The 16,193-nt window shown below is 51.5% G+C and carries 24 protein-coding genes; 13 read left to right on the top strand and 11 right to left on the bottom strand.

The window, feature by feature from the left end; translation table 11 throughout:
* Window position 1: 1 nt before the first annotated feature.
* Complete coding sequence (locus EYA77_RS01595) at window positions 2-217, bottom strand: hypothetical protein (protein ID WP_042696791.1); 216 nt, start codon at window positions 215-217, stop codon at window positions 2-4.
* A 138-nt stretch (window positions 218-355) separates the two neighbouring features.
* Between EYA77_RS01595 and EYA77_RS01600 the strand changes: the two genes are divergently transcribed.
* The 6 genes from EYA77_RS01600 (at window position 356) to EYA77_RS01625 (ending at window position 5,215) form a co-directional block, all read left to right on the top strand.
* On the top strand, window positions 356-1,243 hold the full coding sequence (locus EYA77_RS01600; RefSeq protein ID WP_167815653.1) for a type IV pilin N-terminal domain-containing protein: 888 nt from the start codon (window positions 356-358) through the stop codon (window positions 1,241-1,243).
* A gap of 98 nt (window positions 1,244-1,341) precedes the next feature.
* The gene (locus EYA77_RS01605; RefSeq protein WP_167815654.1) at window positions 1,342-2,229 is read left to right on the top strand and encodes a type IV pilin N-terminal domain-containing protein; all 888 of its coding nucleotides are present in this window, start codon (window positions 1,342-1,344) and stop codon (window positions 2,227-2,229) included.
* Between the two features lie 189 nt (window positions 2,230-2,418).
* Window positions 2,419-3,309: a thiamine pyrophosphate-dependent enzyme gene (locus EYA77_RS01610; RefSeq protein ID WP_167815655.1), complete on the top strand. Its 891-nt coding sequence runs from the start codon at window positions 2,419-2,421 to the stop codon at window positions 3,307-3,309.
* Window positions 3,306-4,433 (top strand): transketolase C-terminal domain-containing protein, encoded by a 1,128-nt coding sequence (locus EYA77_RS01615; protein ID WP_167815656.1) that lies wholly within the window; start codon window positions 3,306-3,308, stop codon window positions 4,431-4,433. Before EYA77_RS01610 ends, EYA77_RS01615 begins: the two co-directional genes overlap by 4 nt.
* Window positions 4,434-4,964, top strand: coding sequence for a 2-oxoacid:acceptor oxidoreductase family protein (locus EYA77_RS01620; protein ID WP_167815657.1), 531 nt, complete (start codon window positions 4,434-4,436; stop codon window positions 4,962-4,964).
* Entirely contained in the window at window positions 4,961-5,215 is a 255-nt protein-coding gene (locus EYA77_RS01625; protein ID WP_167815658.1) for a 4Fe-4S binding protein, read from the top strand. The genes EYA77_RS01620 and EYA77_RS01625 overlap by 4 nt, the downstream gene beginning before the upstream one ends.
* Before the next feature lie 23 nt (window positions 5,216-5,238).
* Here the strand turns inward: EYA77_RS01625 and EYA77_RS01630 are convergent, their stop codons facing one another.
* From EYA77_RS01630 to EYA77_RS01645, 4 genes are all read right to left on the bottom strand, one after another.
* A complete protein-coding gene (locus EYA77_RS01630) occupies window positions 5,239-5,967 on the bottom strand; it encodes an AAA family ATPase (RefSeq protein ID WP_209314973.1) in 729 nt (242 codons plus the stop codon).
* 65 nt (window positions 5,968-6,032) lie between these two features.
* A complete protein-coding gene (locus EYA77_RS01635) occupies window positions 6,033-6,656 on the bottom strand; it encodes an ABC transporter ATP-binding protein (protein WP_167815659.1) in 624 nt (207 codons plus the stop codon).
* Window positions 6,650-7,573 (bottom strand): ABC transporter ATP-binding protein, encoded by a 924-nt coding sequence (locus tag EYA77_RS01640; RefSeq protein ID WP_167815660.1) that lies wholly within the window; start codon window positions 7,571-7,573, stop codon window positions 6,650-6,652. The genes EYA77_RS01635 and EYA77_RS01640 overlap by 7 nt, the downstream gene beginning before the upstream one ends.
* Window positions 7,570-7,800, bottom strand: a complete 231-nt coding sequence (locus tag EYA77_RS01645; protein WP_209314974.1) for a hypothetical protein — start codon at window positions 7,798-7,800, stop codon at window positions 7,570-7,572. Before EYA77_RS01645 ends, EYA77_RS01640 begins: the two co-directional genes overlap by 4 nt.
* A gap of 52 nt (window positions 7,801-7,852) precedes the next feature.
* On the opposite strand from EYA77_RS01645, the gene EYA77_RS01650 reads away from it, so the two are divergent.
* From EYA77_RS01650 to EYA77_RS01660, 3 genes are read left to right on the top strand one after another with little or no spacing between them, the layout of a single operon-like run.
* On the top strand, window positions 7,853-8,089 hold the full coding sequence (locus EYA77_RS01650) for a hypothetical protein (RefSeq protein WP_167815661.1): 237 nt from the start codon (window positions 7,853-7,855) through the stop codon (window positions 8,087-8,089).
* 7 nt (window positions 8,090-8,096) lie between these two features.
* On the top strand, window positions 8,097-9,386 hold the full coding sequence (aspS, locus tag EYA77_RS01655) for an aspartate--tRNA(Asn) ligase (protein ID WP_167815662.1): 1,290 nt from the start codon (window positions 8,097-8,099) through the stop codon (window positions 9,384-9,386).
* A 10-nt stretch (window positions 9,387-9,396) separates the two neighbouring features.
* On the top strand, window positions 9,397-9,681 hold the full coding sequence (locus EYA77_RS01660) for a Dabb family protein (protein ID WP_167815663.1): 285 nt from the start codon (window positions 9,397-9,399) through the stop codon (window positions 9,679-9,681).
* A gap of 2 nt (window positions 9,682-9,683) precedes the next feature.
* Here EYA77_RS01660 and EYA77_RS01665 read toward each other — a convergent pair whose 3' ends face one another.
* Both EYA77_RS01665 and EYA77_RS01670 read right to left on the bottom strand, forming a co-directional pair.
* Window positions 9,684-9,890, bottom strand: coding sequence for a helix-turn-helix transcriptional regulator (locus tag EYA77_RS01665; protein ID WP_167815664.1), 207 nt, complete (start codon window positions 9,888-9,890; stop codon window positions 9,684-9,686).
* Window positions 9,890-10,309, bottom strand: a complete 420-nt coding sequence (locus EYA77_RS01670) for a hypothetical protein (protein WP_042696816.1) — start codon at window positions 10,307-10,309, stop codon at window positions 9,890-9,892. Before EYA77_RS01670 ends, EYA77_RS01665 begins: the two co-directional genes overlap by 1 nt.
* A 122-nt stretch (window positions 10,310-10,431) precedes the next feature.
* Between EYA77_RS01670 and EYA77_RS01675 the strand changes: the two genes are divergently transcribed.
* Window positions 10,432-10,569: a hypothetical protein gene (locus EYA77_RS01675; RefSeq protein ID WP_167815665.1), complete on the top strand. Its 138-nt coding sequence runs from the start codon at window positions 10,432-10,434 to the stop codon at window positions 10,567-10,569.
* Window positions 10,570-10,652: 83 nt separating this feature from the next.
* On the opposite strand, the gene EYA77_RS01680 is transcribed toward EYA77_RS01675, so the two are convergent.
* Window positions 10,653-11,132: a pyridoxamine 5'-phosphate oxidase family protein gene (locus tag EYA77_RS01680; protein WP_167815666.1), complete on the bottom strand. Its 480-nt coding sequence runs from the start codon at window positions 11,130-11,132 to the stop codon at window positions 10,653-10,655.
* Between the two features lie 42 nt (window positions 11,133-11,174).
* Here EYA77_RS01680 and EYA77_RS01685 point away from each other — a divergent pair, with 42 nt between their 5' ends.
* From EYA77_RS01685 to EYA77_RS01695, 3 genes are all read left to right on the top strand, one after another.
* Window positions 11,175-12,137 carry a methionine synthase gene (locus EYA77_RS01685; protein WP_306463683.1) on the top strand — a complete coding sequence of 321 codons (963 nt, stop codon included), beginning with the start codon at window positions 11,175-11,177 and terminating at the stop codon, window positions 12,135-12,137.
* 136 nt (window positions 12,138-12,273) lie between these two features.
* Window positions 12,274-12,549 (top strand): HNH endonuclease, encoded by a 276-nt coding sequence (locus EYA77_RS01690; protein WP_042696824.1) that lies wholly within the window; start codon window positions 12,274-12,276, stop codon window positions 12,547-12,549.
* A gap of 108 nt (window positions 12,550-12,657) precedes the next feature.
* On the top strand, window positions 12,658-13,008 hold the full coding sequence (locus EYA77_RS01695; RefSeq protein ID WP_167815668.1) for an energy-coupling factor transporter transmembrane component T: 351 nt from the start codon (window positions 12,658-12,660) through the stop codon (window positions 13,006-13,008).
* A 461-nt stretch (window positions 13,009-13,469) separates the two neighbouring features.
* On the opposite strand, the gene EYA77_RS01700 is transcribed toward EYA77_RS01695, so the two are convergent.
* From EYA77_RS01700 to EYA77_RS01710, 3 genes are all read right to left on the bottom strand, one after another.
* Window positions 13,470-14,006, bottom strand: a complete 537-nt coding sequence (locus EYA77_RS01700) for a hypothetical protein (protein ID WP_167815669.1) — start codon at window positions 14,004-14,006, stop codon at window positions 13,470-13,472.
* A gap of 771 nt (window positions 14,007-14,777) precedes the next feature.
* Complete coding sequence (locus tag EYA77_RS01705; protein ID WP_167815670.1) at window positions 14,778-15,827, bottom strand: DUF2971 domain-containing protein; 1,050 nt, start codon at window positions 15,825-15,827, stop codon at window positions 14,778-14,780.
* An 8-nt stretch (window positions 15,828-15,835) separates the two neighbouring features.
* The coding region (locus tag EYA77_RS01710) for a zinc ribbon domain-containing protein (RefSeq protein WP_167815671.1) at window positions 15,836-16,193 on the bottom strand (358 nt) is incomplete at its 5' end.

The raw sequence follows: 16,193 nt of genomic DNA on the forward strand, positions 1-16,193 counted from the left end.
ATTATACTGACTGGACCTTCACCCCGCTCGAGGAGAGGAAGAGTGTGATGAGGAACTCGGGAAGCTGCCGGTCGCTTGAGATCAGCATTCGAAACGCCGCTTCATTGTTGTTCGTATTGCCCAGATAGGTGAGAGCGACCTCATACTGGAGTTTCATTACCGTGACTTTGCCCCAGAAGATCGTCAGCGTGGCGATCTGATCGGGAACATCATCCATAATAATGATTCTTGCGTGAGAGGAGATGATAATACTTTTCTCACCGCGCCTTGGGAGGTTTTCATCTGAAATCCCTAAATATGTCCGGGTTTTCTTCCGGGATGCTTAATATACTATCGGGTTCATGTATATTTTATTATGACCGTTCCCGCATCCCGAATGGAAGACGCCGTCTCTCCTGTGATTGGGACGATTTTTCTCATAGCCCTCACAATCGTCCTTATCGGTATTGTCGGAGCAGCTATGATGGCTTACGGCTTGCCTGAGCCGGCGCCGATTCTAGGCATATCAATCGGAAGTCAGGGAAATATCATCACGGTTACGCAGCTGAACGGAGACGTGCTCCCGGCTGGAAGTTATACGATCCTCGTCGACGACGTGGACAAAACGGCAGCGTTCGGCGGTAACGTGGAATTTGGTCCGGGCATAACGCTTAGCTGGGACTCAGGATCGGAGGCTGTCGGAACGGTGTCGGTAGTTTATACGAGTGATAAAGGAGTCTCGACGCTTCTTGCAGAAAAGAATATCGGGAAGGCGGGAAGCGGAGGAGGAGATGAAAGCGGAGGGGGAGGAGGGAGCGATGGATTCGAAGATACCTATACGATCTTACATAGAGTTGAATGGCGGACCTTCCTTGATGAAGTGAATGCCAGCACAAGCGGTATTTTTTTGGGCGAGGGTATAGTATATGTTGATGATGGCGAATACTGGATTTCTCTTGATAACAAACGTATGTCTAAAGCAGATGCAGCGACAAATCCATCTATCCAAACATATGTGGACAAAACAGCAGATAACAGGTTACTGAAAATAGATTTGTCGAAAAAAATATTTACCGCGAGCGACATGGATCCTACCGATTTTAGCCAGCCATGGAAATCGACTCCATATCCGACGATTGGTTCTCTTTACGAATATGACAGCACTCTTTATATCTGTAAAAGTAAGGGAGATGTTACTTCAGATTCGAAAATAATTCGTGACCCATCTTCAAGAGATTGGGTGGATATAGCAGATATCAAATAATTTTCTGAGATTTTTTTTAATCCAAACCTGAAATTATATGTGGATTTTCCCCTACGCAAAGGTAGATAAATAGAGAGCAATATATAAATGAAGTACGTATGCCGCATAATGTTATTTCAAAAAACGAGGGAGTGTCCCCGGTAATCGGAACGATACTTCTCGTTGCTCTGACCGTTGTTCTTGTCGGCATTATCGGAGCGGTGTTGATGGGATTTGGTATGCCCGAGCCGGCGCCAATCGTTGGCATATCTATTGGAAATCAGGGAAATATCATCACAGTTACGCAGCTGAACGGGGCCGTACTTCCAGCAGGGAGCTATACGATCCTCGTCGACGGTGTGGACAAGACGGCAGAGTTTGGAGGGGATGTGGATTTTGGTCCGGGTATTACGCTTAGCTGGGATTCGGGATCGGAGGCGGTTGGAACGGTGTCGGTAGTTTATACGGGAACGAGTGGAGGAGAGACAGTTCTGGCACAGAAAACGATCGATAAAGCGGGGAGCCGAGCCGAACTAGGTGTTCTTGTTCTTGGCGGAAAAAAATATACAATTACTTCAACATGGGAGCAATGGAGCGAGTATAAAGCTAACGATGATAATCAGAATAAAAATATTCCAATGAACCTGATTTTTTATCAGGATGGAGAATACTGGTATGTAGTTCAACCAAATTATCTGTCAAAAATAAATGCAGAAAATCCAGATTTTACAATCCAGATGTTTAATGCACTTTATCCTGCAAATGGAGATGTTATTGTTAATATAGACCAGAGTAATAGTAACCTATTCTATGAAAGTGATACTATACCAACTGCTGATCCTAATGAAAGAGATTTAGATAGACAGGCAAATGTAGGGGCACTCTATATTGACAGCAATAATGATGTCTATATTTATAGTCATCTGACTGATCCAATTTCATATTTTGCAACCTATGATATTAGACCCTATGGATGGTACAAGATTGGTACATTATCTTCCCCATAATCTCTCCTCTTTATTTCCATTCATCATTCCCGCATTAGAAAACCTAATTCGTTTTTTTACGAAATATTCCTCATGTCGCAAACCTCAGTCGCCAGTTTCCTTTGCAAACTGGCTCCGCGGTTCACTTATCGAAGCGTCGCTTCGATTAGTAAACCTCATTATAAATCGTGACAAATATATTACGAACCCATGACGGAAATTCCCAAAGAAGAGATGCTCTTAAAGTGCCCGTCCACCTGTGCTGGATGCGGCTCGTTACTTGCACTCCGCTATATCCTCAAGGCTGCCGGCAAAGACACGGTCCTCGTGATCCCTGCCTGCTGCAACAGTGTGATCCAGGGGGTCTACCCTTACATGCTTCACACCGTGCCCGTCTATAACATCGCATTTGCGGCCGCCGCGGCCTGTGCGTCCGGAATGAGCGAAGCTCTCCGGGCAAAAGGCGAAAAAACCAACGTCATCGTCTACGCAGGCGACGGAGGGACCGCCGACATCGGTATACAGGCACTATCCGGCGCCCTGGAACGCGGCGAGGACTTCCTCTACATCTGCTACGACAACGAAGCATACGGAAACACCGGCATGCAGAGATCCGGCGCAACCCCTCTTGGAGCGATCACCACCACCACGCCGAACGGAAAAACCGTCAATAAAAAGGATCTTGACCGGATCGTCGAGGCCCACAACCTGCCTTACCAGGCAACGGCCTGCTCCTCCTACCCGGCTGACATCTACAACAAAGTGAAAAAAGCCCTGTCGATCCCGGGACCGAAGTTCATCCACATCCTTGCACCCTGCCCGCCGGGCTGGAGGATCCCCTCGGAAAAGACTGTTGAGATCGGAAAGATGGCAGTCAAATCCGGCATCTGGGTCCTCTGGGAAAAAGAGTACGACAAATTCACCGTCAGCGCCCCATCGCGTGCCGCCATGAAACGGCCCGCACCCGTAGGCGACTACCTCAAAGCCCAGGGACGCTTCAGAAAAGTCGATGAAAAGACCGCCGCCGTCATCCAGGCAAACGTCGACAAAAACCTCAAAAGAATAGCTCTCGAAGCCGCACAATCGGAGGAAACAGAATGAACGAACTTGTAATGTCCACCGGCAACAAAGCCGTCGCCGCAGCCGTAAAAATGGCAAAACCGCTCGTCGTTCCCGCATACCCCATCACCCCCCAGACCGAGATCATCGAAAGCATCGCCGACTACGTCGAAGCAGGCGAACTCAAAGCACGCTACATCCCGGTCGAGTCGGAACACTCCGCGATGACCGCCGCGATCGGCGCATCCATCACAGGAGTCAGAGTTTTCACCGCGACAAGTTCGCATGGTCTTCTCTACATGCACGAGATGCTCCACTGGGCGGCAGGCGCACGCCTCCCGATCGTGATGGGACAGGTCAACAGAACACTCGCTCCGGGATGGAACATCTGGGCCGAACACTCAGATGCCCTCTCGCAGAGGGATACCGGCTGGCTGCAGGTCTACGTCTCGACCGTCCAGGAAGCATACGACGCGACCCTGATGGCATTTCGGATCGCAGAAGACAACCGCGTTCTTCTGCCGGTCATGATCAACATGGACGGATTCCTGCTCTCCCACATCATGCAGCCGTTCGAGATGACCGAACCGGGAGACTTCATCCCGCCGCTCGATCTCCCGCACAAAATCGACGTCAACGATCCGAAAGGCTACGGAGCTATGAGCCCGGCAAACGTCCACTACCAGTTCAGATTCGACATGGAAAAATGCATGCGGGCCTCCCGCACGGTCATCGACGAGACCGAGGCCGAGTTTGCAAAACGCTTCGGCAGAAGCTATGCGCCGGTCGAGGAATACTTCTGCGATGATGCGGACGTTATCATTATCGCAATGGGAACGCTCGGCAAAGAGGCAGAGGTCGCCGCCGATCTTCTGAGAAAAGAAGGCATCAAAGCCGGCGTTATGCGGATCCGCTGGTTCAGACCCTTCCCGCTCGACATGAACATCAAAGGAAAAGACCTCGTCGTGATCGACAGGGACTACTCGTTTGGCTTCGGCGGCGTTATCGCCGGCGAGATCCAGGCAAGATACCCGGACGCAAAGATCGCGAGCGTCATCGCCGGTCTCGGCGGCCAGGAAGTCACCTATGAGGATATGGCGGAGTTCGTCCGCAGCCGCAAGATGGGGACGGAGTTCTGGTTCGGGATCCCGCAGGAGGAGCAGTAAATGTACGAGATCCGTATCCACTCAAGAGGCGGACAGGGCGGCGTGACGGCCGCCCGGATGATGGCCTCAGCCGCCGTAAAAGACGGAAAATTCGCGACCGCCTGCCCGTTCTACGGCGCAGAACGCCGCGGGGCTCCTATCGTTTCATTCGTCAGGATCGACGATGCTCCGGTGAGAATTTATTCACAGATCAACAAACCCGATATGATCGTCATCCTTGATCCGACCGTCATGGACACCGTAAATGTCTTAGACGGCCTGAAAGAAGGAGGCTCGATTTTTATCAACACGCACGAAGAGGTCTCGTTCCCGAAAGAGTTCAATGTGTACAAAGCCGATCTTACCGGAATCGCTCTGCGCGAAAACCTCGTGGTTGCCGGCAGTCCGATCCTGAACACGCCGGTGATCGGCGCTCTCGCAAAACTCGGCCTCTTCAGCCGGGAGTCAGGCGTAAAAGCAATCACCGAAACGTTCGCCGATCCAAGAAACACGTCAGCTGCAAAAGCAGCTTTTGAGGAGGTCATCGTATGAGCAGAATGCCGAAAATGACGATCAGCGTCCCGCACGAAGCTGCCGCCGGACTCACCGGAACATGGAGAACGTTCCGCCCGATCGTGGACCGGGAAACCTGCAACCACTGCGGGATCTGTGCGATGTTCTGCCCGGACGCGGTCATCGACCCTGATACGCTCGAGATCGATCTGGTCTACTGCAAAGGCTGCGGCATTTGTTCCAACGAATGCCCGAAAAAGTGTATTCAGATGGTCAGAGAAGAACACTGACCTTTTTCTTTTTTTTCTTTGTTTCAATCCTCGAACAGGGCATCGAGCATACGGCTCGGATCATCCAGAAAGCGTTTCGTGATCTGATACGACGCGGTCTTCTCATACGTCGTTTTCAAAATAGCCTCCGGCGTGATCTCAAAAATATCAGCACCCGGATACGTTATCAAAATCGGAGAATGCGTCGCGATCAGAAACTGGGAACCCTCCTCTTCTACCAGACGTCTCATCTCCAGCAGCAAAGTCATCTGCCGCATGGGGGATAGTGCCGCTTCGGGCTCATCCAGAATATACAGGCCGTTCCCTCGAAAACGGTTTTGAACAAGCGCCAGCAGACTTTCTCCATGAGACTGATCGTGCAGGGACTTCCCGCCGTACCCTAAAAGATCCAGATCCAGATCATCCACCTGTGATGCCACATTGTAAAAACTCTCGGCACGATAAAAAAATCCGTCCTTCTCCCGGCCTCGGCGGGATAATGTCAGATACGAATGCAGATCTGACTCGGTCGGTCGTGTCACAAAGGAAAAATTTTTCGACCCGCCCTCCGCGTTGAATCCAGCTGAAATGGCGATAGCTTCCAGAAGCGTTGATTTGCCCGAACCGTTTTCTCCGACAAAAAACGTCACCGGCGACTCGAACGACAGCTCGCCCATACGCAAAAGATTTTGGACCACCGGCAGATCAGCAAGATACGATGTGTCCAGAAAATCCTTCAGCATGATCTTATGCAGATAGACGGACCCTGACATGATAGTAGTAGTACAATCGGCAGGAAAAAATATCAAACTGCGCATCAGGATCTGAAGGAAAAACCTTACAGACAAATCACCCGGTCCGCCATAAATGAGACGACCGACGGATCGTGCGAGATGAACACATAGGCGACACCGTTTTCCTTCTGGATATCCTTCAGCAGGTGCAGGATCTGCGCCTGGACCGAAACATCCAGCGCCGAGGTCGGTTCATCCAGGATCATCACCTTCGGGCGAACGAGCATGCCCCGGACGATCGCGACCCTCTGTGCCTGACCGCCGGAGATCTGGTCAGGATAGCGCGATAAGATCTCGGTCTGCAGGCCGGCTCGTTCGAACTCAGCCAGAAGAACGGCGTGATGATCCGATTTTGGAACACGGCGAAGGCTCAGAACAGCTGAAAGCGACTGCCGGATCGTCAAAACCGGATTGAACGAACCTGCCGGATCCTGAAAGATCATCTGGATCCCGGGGTCAGGGCGGGTCAGCGTTTTTCCGGCATACCTGACGGACCCGGTATCGGAGCGTTCCAGTCCGGCAAGGATCCGGGCGCAGGTACTTTTTCCCGAACCCGAAGGACCCGTAAGCCCGACCGTCTCGCCGGGAGAGAGCGAAAGAGAAAAATCATTCAGAGCCGGGTTCGTGCCGTAGGATCTGGAGATATGCTCAGCTTCAAGGATCAGCATTTATGACACCTCACCCCGTCTTTAAGATCGGGAACTGCCGTTCTGCACCGTTCGCCGGCATGCGGGCATCGGGGATGGAACACGCAGCCTTCCGGCAGATCGGTAAGTGCGGGAGAGATCCCCGGGATCGGAACGAATCCGTTCTTTGGAAGACTGCCGAGAAGACCCCGGGTGTAGGGATGTTTTGGCGACGTCAGCACTTCACGCGTTTCCCCCTCTTCAACGATCATCCCGCAGTACATGACCGCGATCCGGTTCGAAAGACGGGAAGCCACATCCATATCATGCGTGATCAAAAGCAGCCCGGTCCGATTTCCGGCGGTCACCGTAGAAAGCATCGCCTCAAGATCCTTCACATTCGCGGCATCCAGACCCTTCGTCGGCTCATCGGCGATCACCAGATTCGGATGAAGCAGCGACACCGCGGCAAACACGATCCGCTGACACATACCCCCCGAACACATCCAGGGATAGGCATCCATCACCCGGCCTGCATCCAGACCAAGACCCCGGAGAACCCCTTCGGCCCGCAGCTTTGCATCCGTTTCCGAACAGAGTCCGTGGATCACCTGCGGCATGATCAGCTGTTTTCCGATCTTCATCACCGGATTGAGGGCCCTCTCCGGACTCTGAAACACCATCCCGATCTCCTGACCGCGGATCGATTCCAGCTCGCGTTCAGTGAGATGCAAAAGATCCTGACCCTGATACGAAATCCTGCCAAGCACCTCCGTCCCGAAAGGAAGCAGACCCATCACCGACTGAGCGACCACGGACTTTCCGCACCCCGACTCGCCGACGATCGCGAGACACTCTCCGTGCGCAAGCGAGAGAGAGACATCGCGAACTGCAGGGATCTTTCCGCCAGACCCCGGGAACGAAACCGACAGATCAGTGATCTCAAGCATATCCGTCATACCTGCACCACCTCACGGACCCCGCGTTCATGGATAAAGGCAAGACTGGTGATCACCAGAACACCAAGAATGATACACAGCGCCGGAGGCAGCCACCAGTACCACATACCGCGAAGGAACCCGCTGTACGTAAAGGCATCCGAGATCATCCCCCCCCACGAGACCATAAGGGGGTCGGAAAGTCTGCACGGGGAGAAGTACTGGGCAAAACCCAAAGCCGATGTCATCTGGAACTGTCTGTTTCAAATGGGGATCTATGCGGATATTGCCGTGTATCCAATGAAAGACGAACGGGGATATCCTGATCTGGAGAACGCAGTCAGCGAGTATGCCGACCGGATGGAAGCCCGTGACCAACGGCAGAAAGAAATCATCCGAAAATATCTGGATTCAGTGCTCGTCCGGGGGGCAAACGGCAGCCTCGTCTTCCCGGACGAAGGGCTGTATGCACACATCTCATGGAAAGTGGATCTGCCTGGAACAAACACTAATCTATCTCCACCGCAAATACTATAGAGATTTTATGCGCATACCAATAAAAGACGTGACCCCCGCAGTTGAGCGTGCGCACATTGCAGGCTGGGTCCACGAAGAACGTGATCTTGGAGGGCTCACCTTCCTCCTCGTTCGCGACAGAACCGGGATCCTTCAGGTCACCATACCCAAAAAGAAAGTCACCCCCGAAGTACTCGCCGCCGTCAAAGACGCCACCCGCGAGTCCGTTATTGAATGTGAAGGCGTCGTCAAAGCGACCGAAAAAGCGCCCGGAGGACGCGAACTCGTCCCCGAGACGCTTCGCGTCATCTCCCGTGCCGAGACCCCTCTGCCGCTTGATGTCTCGGAAAAAGTCCCCGCCGAACTCGACACCCGGCTCGACAACCGGTACCTCGATCTCCGAAAACCCCGCATCAATGCTATTTTCCAGATCAGAAACGCCTGTCTGCGTGCCGTCAGCGAATACCTCTGGGACAACGGATTCACCCAGGTCCAGACCCCGAAGATCGTCGCTGCCGCAACCGAAGGAGGAACCGAACTCTTCCCGCTCGCCTACTTCGACAAAGAAGCATTCTTAAATCAGTCACCCCAGCTCTACAAACAGATGCTCATGAGCGCCGGGTTTGACAGAGTCTTTGAGATCGGCGCGATCTTCCGTGCAGAAGAACACAACACCGCTCGTCACTTAAACGAAGCCACCTCGATCGATATCGAAATGTCCTTCGCTGACGAAGAAGACGCCATGAAGATGCTCGAAAACGTCGTCGCTTCTGCGTATGCATACGTCGCAGAACACTGCGGCGACGCTCTGGAAACCCTCGGCATCACCGACTTCAAGGTCCCGACCGTTCCGTTCCCCCGCATCACCTACAAAGAAGCCATCGAAATCTCCACCGCCGGCGGCGAACCGCTCGTCTTCGGTGACGACCTCTCGACCGCTGCCGAGAGGGTCGTCGGAGAAAAGATGGGCACGATGTACTTCATCACTGAATGGCCGACCTCCACGAGACCGTTCTACACCATGCCGTTTGCCGACCGACCCGAGGTCTGCCGTGCGTTCGATATGATGCACCCCAGAATGGAACTGACCTCCGGCGCCCAGCGCTGTCATATCCACTCCCTTCTCGTTGAGCAGATCAAAGCAAAAGGTCTCAACCCCGATGCGTTCGAGTTCTACTTAAACCCGTTCAGATACGGCATGCCGCCCCACGCAGGCTGGGGACTCGGCGCCGAACGCCTGGTCATGACCATGCTCGATCTCCAGAATATCAGGGAAGCTGTTCTCTTCCCGCGTGACCGACACAGAGTCAGTCCATAACACTTTTTTTATGATAAAGCACATCGTTCTCTTCAAACTCAAAGACCCTGCCTGCTCTGAAAAAACCCGCGAGATGCTCCTTTCGATGAAAGGCGTTGTTGAACAGATCAGGGAGATCGAAGTCGGCATCGACTATGCGCACACCGAACGGTCGTTTGACATCGCGCTTTCAGTCATCGTAGATGATGAGGCAGCTCTCCGCGGGTATGCAGAGCATCCCTATCACATAGATCCGGTCACAAAGTATGTGAGAAGCGTGAGTGAAAAAAGTGTGATCGTAGATTATCGCATCTGATTTCAGATCCCGTCCTCTTCGCCGAAAAGAAACACCTCTTCGATAGGACAATCGAATACAAGAGAAAGTTTGTGCGCAAGGAGGACCGACGGATTATACTGGCCCTTCTCAAGCGAAATGATCGTTCGCGACGAAACGGAGATGATCTCTGCAAGCTCCGCCTGGGTCAGATCACCGGCGGCCCGCAGTTCTTTTATCCGATTCTTCATCACAGCCTCTTGTCATAATAGATCTGCGACCCGATCGAAAGCCCGGCAACCAGAAGAACAAGCCCGCACGCCGCAAACGTCACATATACCTCGGCTCCTGCCAGCGCCGAAACAAGCGTGCATGCACACAAAACCGGCGTAAAGATCCGGACGGTATTCCAGCCGGCACGTTCACGGATACGGATATTCCGCTCGTCATGCTCCTCGATCTCCTGGATTTTGAGAGTTTCGGGCGTCTCAACAGCTTTTTTAACTGATGCCCCAACCAGATTTCCCGCCGAAAGGACGAGTAACGCTGCGCCGATCCCGTAACATGCTCCGTTCAACGTAGTACTTCCTGTAAATACAAATACGGCCAGAAGGATCAGAACGATCCCGGCGGCAAGTCCGCAGACGGAAATGAGGATATTCTTTTTCATACTATGTTATGTGAAGTTTATTTCATATGAAGTTTTCTTCACATCAAATAAAAATCCCGGGGATATTTTTAACAGGGTTCAACGCCAATCTGAATCAGCAAAAGTACAGCGAGGTAAAAAGTATGCCGACAAGTAAAAAACAACTGGAAAAACTCAACAAAGTAAAGAAAGCAAAGGCAGAAGAACTCGCCAAGCAGGCTGCCGACGGAAGCAAAGAAGCCCAGAAAAAGCTCAAGAAACTCGAGAAAAAGCTTAAATGATCAGATGCTTTTCCCACGGGGTATATCCAGCATGGGAAAGCATCTTTTTTTGAGGCAATCTATAATTTTTTAAAATGTGGAGATCATCCGTTTTTCAGCGCAACGATCTCCTTCACATCAACCAATTTCCAAACCATTGTCCGGTCTTCGCCGATGATCTTCTCAGGTGACTCGGTGGGTGAATGACCCAGGGCATAGAGACTGTTTTCCGAGATTTTTTTGTCTGAGATCAGCTGGACGAAGTGGCGTTTTACCGCACGTTTTCTCTCGTCATCCGTCACCTCGGAGAGTTTGCCGAGCAGCGTCACGAACTTGTAGGCAGACATATCCGGAGCGACATTCTCTATCTCGACGGAGACGGCCGGGTTCTGGGAGAACAACTCCATTTTTTTGCCGTATCGGGTCGAGAGGAAGTAGAGGTTTTTCTCATCGAATACATAGAGGAAGGGTGCGATGTAGGGATGATCTTTACCGAAAAACGCGATCCGGGATATTACGTTGTCACGAATAAGTGAGTCGTATTCGGGTTTTAGCATCTTCGGGATCTTTAATGGTGCGGACATGGGTGACTAATGAATAGATTCCTTTGAGCGTTGATATAATCTTTGGTCGCGGCAAAATCGGGAAGACCGGATCCAGAGGATTTTTATCTGCGCAGGACGACCTACTTTATCATGGATCTGCCGTGCCTTATGCCGACGACGGTCGTCGGTTCGTTTCCCTGCGTGAAAGGGACGGGACTTTCGTCCCTTATAGACCCGTATAAAAAAGCGGTTCAGTTTGCGGTAGCAGAGCAGCTGAGAGCAGGGGTGGATATCATCTCCGACGGGCAGGTGAGGTCGGATATGGTGCAGGCATTCGTTTCGAAGCTGCCGGGGATCTCTGAAAAGACGGTCGTCGGCAGGATCGGGGCAGCCGATAAGCCGATCACAGTGGGCGATACGAAGTATGCTTTGACCCAGACGAAGTATGTGAAGGGGATCCTTACAGGCCCCTGCACGCTTGCGTATGCTTTGCAGGTGAATACGCCGATCTACCGGAATAAGGAGGAGGTGGTGATGGATCTTGCGGCCGCTCTGCATCAGGAAGCGAAGTTTCTTGCGGAGACGGGGGTTTCGATCATTCAGGTGGATGAGCCGATCCTTTCAACGGGAGCGATCTCTGTGGATACGGCACGGGAGGCGCTGAAAATTATTTTTGCAGGGATCAAGACCCCGTCGTGTATCCATACGTGCGGGATGCTTGGGGAGATCGCGGATTCGTGGACGAAGCTTCCGGTGGATATTCTGGATTTCGAGTATGCGGTTTCGATGGAGAATCTTTCGGTTCTTTCAAAGCGGGATCTTGCGGGGAAGAAGATCGGCTGCGGGTGTGTGAAGAGTTCGGATCCAAACGTGGAGTCGGTTGAGGAGATCGAGCGGCGGATCATGCTCTGCGTGGATGCGTTTGGGGCAGAGAATATTCTGATCGATCCGGACTGCGGTCTTCGGATGCATACGCCTGAGACGGCATTCGAGAAGCTAGCAAGGATGTGCATAGCGACGCGGAACGTGAGAGGGGCTCTCTGACCAAACGGAGAGATTTTTTTAGATGAGGGGCCAGTTTGCGGGTCATTTCCCCGCATAATCCCGGGATTTTTGAAAATAGCAGTTATGGATAGGTTTATAGTGACAGAGTGCCCTACTCCTACGTAATGGAGAAGATATGGCATTTACAGAAGATGTGGTGAAAAACGCGTTTGACCGGGTGAACGGGTATTGTCAGGTCTGCGGGAAGAAACTGGTGTATGCGAGCAGAGGGAGTGCGCAGGGACGGGGAGGCTGGGAGGCGAGGCATATCAAACCGGTTCTTGAAGGGGGGAAGGATGAGGTGAGAAACTGTATGATCGTGTGTATGGAGTGTTATAATGCACCGGCTCCGGTGAGGAGCGGGGAGCGGCCGCCGGCACGGGTCGAAGGGCCGCGTTTCGGGGAGAGATGAAGGGAGGGGGAGAGGGGTGATGAACAGTTTTTTCATTGCTGTCACGCCGTGAGTCCTGTCATCGTGCTTTGCGTGTCGACATATACCCAATAACCGTTTCCAGGCGTCATGAGTCGGTCGGGACTGTTGGCTTGCGAACCGCCGTTGACGATCACGATCCGGTTTATCCCGACTCTGCAGAGAGAGGGTGTCAGGATCAATGAGGCTCAGCTTTCCCGCGGGTACTCTCCCGGAGGAGGCGTTATCGGGAAGCTGAAGCAGCTCGGCCCGGTTATGCTGCCGCTTATGCTGAATTCGCTTGCAAAGGCGGATACGCTTGGTCTGACGATCGATATGCGGGGCTACCGGAAGGCGTCGGAGCATGTGAGAAAGATGGTCTACCATGCGGCAGATCTCGTGACGGTTTTGATCGTCGCGGCGATCTTTGCCGGCATCGTGTATGTGACGTTTATCCTGTGAGAGGGGGGATAATCCCTTTTTTTTTTGTTTTTTAATAGGAGTTACGCGGTGTTGGTGCGGATTAAATTCGTGAAGGAGTATGCTGGGTGTGGAAACCTGAGAAAAAACCAACCGCGCTCGCAAATCAGAGATTTGCTCTCCGTTTCGGGTTTTCAGCCCTCACTTGAATCGGCGCGAATCTGAGCCCTTCGGGCTCTTAAAATCGGATTTGCTTATCCTCACTCTCTCAACTCTCTCGCAAAGCAAAGCCTTGCTCAGCTGAGGGGCCTTTAGCGGGAGATTGACGGGGTGCTGACTCAGGAGATTTGGTAACAGGGGAAAGGCGGAGGGGTTTGTGGCACGGATTTCAGCCCGCTTGATGGGTCGAGTCTCGGTCGGCGCATCGGGACTTCAAGTGAGAATCCCCCTATCTAAAATTATTGTAACCTTCCTGCAAAATTGCCGGGAGGTTGACCCTTTCACTACAGCCCGGCGAGGTGTAGCATATCGTCCCGTTCTGGTATGAACCGATAAATCAACTCGGCATTGACTATACAAGCCGTCGCATTTGGAGACGTTTGCTGGAGTTCGGAGGTGAGGTTGATTCCAAACTGGGCAATATCCTCGACCACCAGCGCCGCTTGAAACATGCGGCCGTTCAGCAGGAGGTTTTCCGAGTCATCCACATACATGTTCTGCCGTGCTTCACCCAAGTGCTGCTTCGCGCTCTCCACGTGCTCGGCGGATTCGACAAACTTTTCATGCGCATACATGAGACCGGCCGGATCGCTGGAGTACACAACATATTCCCCGTCCACGAATCCATAACCGATGTTGGTAATATTCCCTAACCCGATATCCTGGGCCTCAACCGCAGCGAGGAGTTCTTTGATGGCGGCATCTGTCGCCGTCTCGGCGGGGGAACTCACACACCCAGCCGTCGCCACGATGAGCAGGATGACCCCGATTGTCGCAAGAGCGCGCGCTGTGGTCCAGAATGAGGATTGGTGTTTGGTCATGAGAAAAAATAGGGGACGGGAATATATAAGGTTATGCGGGGCCATGTCGATGAAGCGAGGTATGAGATGGGTTTGGATTCAGGTGATTGAGATAACGAATCCCAAATATGCGAAGTCCTGGAGCCTGCCGTTGGGTCGAGCGGGGTGAGCCGATAGGCTCGCCCTTAGCTGAGGCGGGCTACTCCGAATGAGCGACCTCAGCTGAGGTCGTCCGCTTTCAGCGTCCAACCCGCCAACGAAATGCACGAAAAAGGGGACAGGGGTGGAGGATTGGGTTAGGGTGTATGTAAGATTCGGGAAGGGTAAGGTTGGGTGTGGACACATGAGAAATTCCACCGCGAATAATCGCGAATAATCGCGAATCGCATTTTCCTTACGCTGTCTTCTTGTCCTCGTCGTTTCACTCCTCGGCCGCGTTCCTACGCTTCGCCTCATCGGCTCCGCGTGGTCGGAACGCCAGCGTGGAAAATGCTGGAAAACCCGCGTCGCGGGTTTTCTCCTGAGAAAATACTGATTTGTTTTGTTATTACAAGGATTTGAGAATCTTTAAAGAAAACCCGCGACGCGGGTTTTCCAGCATTTTTCGTTCCGCCGTCACGGCCACGCGGAGCCGATGAGGCGGAGCGTAGTGACGCGACCGAAGGTCAAGAGGGCGGAACAGGAAAAATGCGATTCGCGTAGATTCGCGATTATTCGCGGTGGGATTTCTCTTGTGTCCGCAGAATCTCAACCCCCTCTCCATCGTTGAGATCTACCCTTGAACCTCGTTTATTATTTTCCAATGATCAATTCTAATCCATCATCAGATATTTGCATTTTATTTATGGGAATGCCATGTTCCTTTGCACATTTACGTAATGCCGCTTCATCATCTTCAGCAATTTTTGCCCCAAGATAAATATGAGATGGTCTTAGCGATAGTAACCTGTCACTCTCTTTCGGAGGATTAGGAAGTCGATATACTAATCTCCATTCTCGTTCATAACTCCAGCAGCACGCTTTCGTGAGAATAGTTTTCCACATTAAACAAATTTCTTCTTGAGGAGTTAATTTTACCAATGGGTTGAAATTATGAGTGAAATATTTTTTTGTAAGGTCAATTAAATCTTGGGATTTGTTCAGATATCGAACTGGGAATAGTGCTCCATCAGTAATATTATATGTCTTGGACAGACTAGCGAATGATGAAACATCATACGCCAGACAAATCCCTTTATGTCCGTCAGAATAATGACTCCACATGAGGATATTGCTGCAATCTTCAGTGAAACAAGAAATTCCAACCAGTTCTTGAAACTCTTTACAATATTTTGAGTGATTTAACACATATTTCTGATTTATCTCATCAGCCAGCTTCTCTTCTGATCCCTGATAATCGGGATCATATTTTTTATTAATCTCGGCTAATGCTAAGAGCCACTCCTGCCACTCTTCAATTTTCAGAGTTTCAATACATTCTGTATGGATTTTTTCTTTACATTCATCATCTGCATCTATCTGTTTACATATCTTGTCAATCAGTCCATTTACAAAATATTCACGTAAGTCAGGCATTTTCATATAAACCGGAAGTATCCTTGTGTCAAAAGGATCATTAAAATTAAATGGCTGATTAAGGCGTATTTTTGGATATTTGTTTAAAACTAATGCCTCAATTAACCTTTTTATCTCAGATTCCCCGCTATATTTATAGAGATGATCTATTTGACTAAGTTCACCTTTTTTTAAATATGATGCATCCTCTATCTGGTTTGGTGTGCTATCATTACTGAATTTAAGTTTGAAATATTTCTCGATCCATTCCTGCCGAGCATTATGCATATATTTCCCTACTCCCTCCTTACCTCCGTCCGCACGATCGACTTCCCCTTCTTCTCCAGCCCCTCCATCACCCCTGCCGGATCCTCCAGAACCTTCAGAACCGCGTCAAGATCCCGTCCTTCCTCAAGCTCCTCCCTCAGCAGATCCTTCAGCCACGCGAAATACATCGACCTCTTACTATCCTTCAGACTCGCACCGCACTCATTACAGAACTTAGCCGTCCCGGAATTCACCGTGCCGCACGCCGGGCACACATTCAGCAGACTGATCCGATTCACCATCGCTTTTCGCACCCAATCCTGAACCGTCGTCCCTTCCACGCGTGCCGCCGTTTCCAGCTGCATCTTCAGGTTCTTCGGGAGCCGG

The sequence above is a fragment of the Methanocorpusculum sp. GPch4 genome (assembly GCF_012062385.1).
Lineage (GTDB): Archaea > Halobacteriota > Methanomicrobia > Methanomicrobiales > Methanocorpusculaceae > Methanocorpusculum > Methanocorpusculum parvum.

Excerpts from the sequence above, each read along its gene's own strand:
- EYA77_RS01595 (WP_042696791.1), bottom strand. The coding sequence starts at position 217 with ATGGATGATGTTCCCGATCAGATCGCCACGCTGACGATCTTCTGGGGC.
- EYA77_RS01600 (WP_167815653.1), top strand. The coding sequence starts at position 356 with ATGACCGTTCCCGCATCCCGAATGGAAGACGCCGTCTCTCCTGTGATT.
- EYA77_RS01605 (WP_167815654.1), top strand. The coding sequence starts at position 1,342 with ATGCCGCATAATGTTATTTCAAAAAACGAGGGAGTGTCCCCGGTAATC.
- EYA77_RS01610 (WP_167815655.1), top strand. The coding sequence starts at position 2,419 with ATGACGGAAATTCCCAAAGAAGAGATGCTCTTAAAGTGCCCGTCCACC.
- EYA77_RS01615 (WP_167815656.1), top strand. The coding sequence starts at position 3,306 with ATGAACGAACTTGTAATGTCCACCGGCAACAAAGCCGTCGCCGCAGCC.
- EYA77_RS01620 (WP_167815657.1), top strand. The coding sequence starts at position 4,434 with ATGTACGAGATCCGTATCCACTCAAGAGGCGGACAGGGCGGCGTGACG.
- EYA77_RS01625 (WP_167815658.1), top strand. The coding sequence starts at position 4,961 with ATGAGCAGAATGCCGAAAATGACGATCAGCGTCCCGCACGAAGCTGCC.
- EYA77_RS01630 (WP_209314973.1), bottom strand. The coding sequence starts at position 5,967 with ATGTCAGGGTCCGTCTATCTGCATAAGATCATGCTGAAGGATTTTCTG.
- EYA77_RS01635 (WP_167815659.1), bottom strand. The coding sequence starts at position 6,656 with ATGCTGATCCTTGAAGCTGAGCATATCTCCAGATCCTACGGCACGAAC.
- EYA77_RS01640 (WP_167815660.1), bottom strand. The coding sequence starts at position 7,573 with ATGACGGATATGCTTGAGATCACTGATCTGTCGGTTTCGTTCCCGGGG.
- EYA77_RS01645 (WP_209314974.1), bottom strand. The coding sequence starts at position 7,800 with ATGACATCGGCTTTGGGTTTTGCCCAGTACTTCTCCCCGTGCAGACTT.
- EYA77_RS01650 (WP_167815661.1), top strand. The coding sequence starts at position 7,853 with ATGAAAGACGAACGGGGATATCCTGATCTGGAGAACGCAGTCAGCGAG.
- aspS (WP_167815662.1), top strand. The coding sequence starts at position 8,097 with ATGCGCATACCAATAAAAGACGTGACCCCCGCAGTTGAGCGTGCGCAC.
- EYA77_RS01660 (WP_167815663.1), top strand. The coding sequence starts at position 9,397 with ATGATAAAGCACATCGTTCTCTTCAAACTCAAAGACCCTGCCTGCTCT.
- EYA77_RS01665 (WP_167815664.1), bottom strand. The coding sequence starts at position 9,890 with ATGAAGAATCGGATAAAAGAACTGCGGGCCGCCGGTGATCTGACCCAG.
- EYA77_RS01670 (WP_042696816.1), bottom strand. The coding sequence starts at position 10,309 with ATGAAAAAGAATATCCTCATTTCCGTCTGCGGACTTGCCGCCGGGATC.
- EYA77_RS01675 (WP_167815665.1), top strand. The coding sequence starts at position 10,432 with ATGCCGACAAGTAAAAAACAACTGGAAAAACTCAACAAAGTAAAGAAA.
- EYA77_RS01680 (WP_167815666.1), bottom strand. The coding sequence starts at position 11,132 with ATGTCCGCACCATTAAAGATCCCGAAGATGCTAAAACCCGAATACGAC.
- EYA77_RS01690 (WP_042696824.1), top strand. The coding sequence starts at position 12,274 with ATGGCATTTACAGAAGATGTGGTGAAAAACGCGTTTGACCGGGTGAAC.
- EYA77_RS01695 (WP_167815668.1), top strand. The coding sequence starts at position 12,658 with ATGAGTCGGTCGGGACTGTTGGCTTGCGAACCGCCGTTGACGATCACG.
- EYA77_RS01700 (WP_167815669.1), bottom strand. The coding sequence starts at position 14,006 with ATGACCAAACACCAATCCTCATTCTGGACCACAGCGCGCGCTCTTGCG.
- EYA77_RS01705 (WP_167815670.1), bottom strand. The coding sequence starts at position 15,827 with ATGCATAATGCTCGGCAGGAATGGATCGAGAAATATTTCAAACTTAAA.